At 37.3% G+C, this 3392-nt stretch carries 5 protein-coding genes; 4 read left to right on the top strand and 1 reads right to left on the bottom strand.

The genetic code is table 11. The features are described from left to right. The 4 genes from AB1397_00570 to AB1397_00555 all read left to right on the top strand — a co-directional run. Positions 1–754 (top strand): tetratricopeptide repeat protein (locus AB1397_00570; GenBank protein ID MEW6481499.1); only part of this gene is annotated, 754 nt, incomplete at its 5' end. 39 nt (positions 755–793) lie between these two features. After that, a complete protein-coding gene (gene dcd, locus AB1397_00565) occupies positions 794–1345 on the top strand; it encodes a dCTP deaminase (GenBank protein ID MEW6481498.1) in 552 nt (183 codons plus the stop codon). Beyond that, positions 1342–2271 carry an aspartate carbamoyltransferase gene (gene pyrB / locus AB1397_00560; protein MEW6481497.1) on the top strand — a complete coding sequence of 310 codons (930 nt, stop codon included), beginning with the start codon at positions 1342–1344 and terminating at the stop codon, positions 2269–2271. Before dcd ends, pyrB begins: the two co-directional genes overlap by 4 nt. After that, complete coding sequence (locus AB1397_00555; protein MEW6481496.1) at positions 2268–2711, top strand: bifunctional precorrin-2 dehydrogenase/sirohydrochlorin ferrochelatase; 444 nt, start codon at positions 2268–2270, stop codon at positions 2709–2711. Before pyrB ends, AB1397_00555 begins: the two co-directional genes overlap by 4 nt. 60 nt (positions 2712–2771) lie before the next feature. Here AB1397_00555 and thiE read toward each other — a convergent pair. Next, a partial coding sequence (gene thiE / locus AB1397_00550) for a thiamine phosphate synthase (protein ID MEW6481495.1) occupies positions 2772–3392 on the bottom strand: 621 nt, incomplete at its 5' end.

Below are 3392 nucleotides of genomic sequence, written 5' to 3'. Positions count from 1 at the left end.
GAAAAGGGAAATCCCTCTTTTGAAAAAGGAAGAACCAAAACCAGCACCACTGGAATATGAGGTATTTAAAGATGATATTACAATCGGGGAAGAAACAAAAACATTCACAGAAGAGGAAGAAAATTATCTTTTTGGAGTAAAGCTTATATCGCTTGGAATGAATGATGAAGGAATAGCATATCTTGAAAACCTTATTAAAGAAAAACCAAAAATAGGCTTTGCTGATAAAATTCTATTTACCATAGGAGAGGCAAAGAAGGATTCTGAGGTAATAAACAAGCTGTTAAAGGAATACCCAAAAACAGCCTTAAAATATGAGGCAAGGCTTCTTGCCTGCCAGCTTATTTTTTCCAAAAAGGATTATAAAACCTCAATTGTTGAATATATGAAGTTAATTAAAGAGATAGAACAAGGCACCATTACAGATTTGTTTCCCTATCTTCCTCCAAAGATAAGAAATTCAGATGAAATAAGGGTATCTGCTCAGATTGGTCTTGGAGATAGTTATAAAGAGCTTGGAGATTATATCCAAGCAATTGTAGAATATAAGAAGGTTTTGGATGAATATCCAAAGATAAAGGGCGCTGATGATGCAGGGTTTTACATTGCAGATATGTATGATAGGTATCCAAAGGTAAGGGACTTTATAAAGGCAGTAGAATTTTATGGAAGGCTAATAAGGGAATATCCGGATAGCAAATGGGTAGAAAGGGCAAAACAAAGAAAAAAGCATATAGAAGAGAATTATTTATAAAAATGCGGATTGCGGAATGGGGAATGTGGAATAAAAAAAATGGTAAAATCAGATAGGTGGATTAGGGAGCAGGCAAAAAAGGGGATGATTGAGCCATTTGCTTCTAATCAATTAAGCAAGGCGGTAATCTCTTACGGGCTTTCCTCATATGGTTATGACATAAGGGTTTCTGATGAATTCCTTATATTTACAAATATAAACACAACAATTGTTGACCCAAAGAATTTTGATCCGAAATCATTTGTCCATTTTAAGGGTGATATCTGTATAATCCCTCCCAATTCATTTGCTTTGGCAAGGTCAGTTGAATACTTTAGAATCCCAAGGGATATCATTACAATATGCCTTGGAAAATCAACCTATGCCAGGTGTGGAATAATCACAAATGTAACGCCATTTGAGCCAGAATGGGAGGGGTTTGTAACCTTAGAAATCTCAAACACAACACCCCTTCCGGCAAAGATATATGCCAATGAAGGCATTGCCCAGGTTTTATTCCTTTCTTCTGATGAGGTCTGCGAGGTTTCATATGCTGATAAGAAGGGAAGATACCAGGCTCAAAAGGAGATAACCCTTCCAATGGTTGAATGAAGCTTTACCATCTAATAGAAATCCAGCAATTTAAGGATAAAAATTTATTGGATGAATTGTTTTTCCTTACCGAGAGGATGGAAAACTTGGATAAAACAGAAGATTCCTCCTTGCTTCTTAAGGGAAGAAAAAAAATCCTTGCCACATTATTTTATGAGCCATCTACCAGGACAAGGCTTTCCTTTGAATCGGCGATGAAGAGGCTGGGTGGCGATGTAATATCAACCGAGGATGCACCCCATTTCTCCTCAATGGTAAAGGGAGAATCCCTAACGGATACAATAAGGGTTATTGGAGATTTTGCCGATATTATTGTCTTAAGGCATTACGAAGAAGGTTCGGCAAAAAAGGCTTCCCAAATATCGCCTGTTCCTGTAATAAATGCAGGCGATGGCCCTGGTCAGCATCCAACCCAGGCACTATTAGACCTCTATACCATAAAAAAGGAGCTTAAAAGGATGGACAATCTTAAAATTGGGCTATTGGGAGACCTCCTTTATTCAAGAACCATACACTCCCTTGTTTGGCTTCTTGCACAACAAGAGGCAATAGAGCTTTATTTTATTAGCCCAGAAGAGCTAAAAATGCCATCTGACCTTATTGATTATCTTAAGGAAAAGGAGGTCTCTTTTGAAGAAGATTGCAATCTTATTGATATAGCAGGATTTCTTGATATTCTATATGTTACAAGGATTCAAAAGGAAAGGTTTAGAAACCAGGAGGCTTATGAAAAGGTTAAGAATTCCTATGTGGTTGATATGGAGGTTGTCTCTTTAATGAAGAATGATGCTAGAATCCTCCACCCCCTTCCAAGGGTATCTGAAATATCAGAAGAGGTAGATAGAGATAAAAGGGCAGGCTATTTTAGCCAGGCAAGAAATGGGCTTTATGTAAGGATGGCCCTTCTTAAAATGATATTGGGATGATAGAGGAGCGTAAAAGGTATTACCCTATATTCCTTGATATAGAAGGAAAGAGATGTGTTGTTGTAGGTGGTGGAAAGGTGGCAAAGAGAAAGATTGAAAGGCTGTTGGAAGCAAGGGCAGATGTTGTGGTTATAAGCCCAGATTTGGAGGAAGGTTTAAAAGAAAGGGTTTTGTGGATAAAGAGGGAGTATAAAAATGGCGATTTAGAGGGAGCATTTATTGCAATTGCAGCAACCAATGACAAACAAATAAACCAGATGGTATATAATGAAGCAGAAAAAATGGGTATTCTGATAAATGTGGTTGATAAACCAAAGCTTTGTAGATTTATTGTTCCATCCCTTATTCAAAGGGATGATGTTACAATTGCCATATCAACCGAAGGGAAAGACCCATCTTTGGCAAAGGAAATAAGGATAAAAATTGAGAAATGTGTTTAGAGCTTCTTAAAATTCATTTCACCTTATATTTATTGCTCAAGGCTCTTGGCTACATAGACCTTAACCCTTCCGCCTTGACTCTTGAGCTATTAAAATCCTAAATTTCAAAATGCTTTCCTTTATATCCCTGCTTTCCAAGATTGCCCTTGATAGAGCAATTGCATCTGCTTCTTTTACCTTTTCTACATTTTCCAATGTTATCCCACCTATTGCAACAATGGGAATCTTTATCCTTTCCTTTACCTCTTTGATTATTTCATAGCCAATGGGAGAAAGTTCGGGTTTTGTCTTTGTTTTAAATATAGGACCTAATCCAATATAGTCCGCACCATTCAATTCTGCCTTTATTGCCTCATCCAGGCTATGGCAAGAGATTCCAATTATTCCAGGAAACCTTTTTCTTGCATATTTTATGGGAAGGTCAGCTTGTCCAAGGTGCAAGCCATCCGCAGCAATGGCTGATGCAATATCAAGTCTATCGTTGATTATTAAGGTAATCTCATCGGAAAGGCTTCTTATTTTCTCTCCTGTTTTTAAAAATTCCCTGATCACACACCCTTTATCCCTTAATTGGATTATTTTAACAGAAGATTCAATTGCCTTTTCTGCTACCTCTATAGCATTGCATAACCCTGTATCAATGATTAAATATAAACCCTTTATCCTTGGCTTAAACAAAGC

The sequence above is a fragment of the bacterium genome, from assembly GCA_040756715.1.
In the GTDB taxonomy this organism is placed as follows: domain Bacteria; phylum UBA9089; class UBA9088; order UBA9088; family UBA9088; genus JBFLYE01.
The sequence above is the reverse complement of the archived record's forward strand: the minus strand, read 5'-3'. Positions and strand labels throughout refer to the sequence as shown.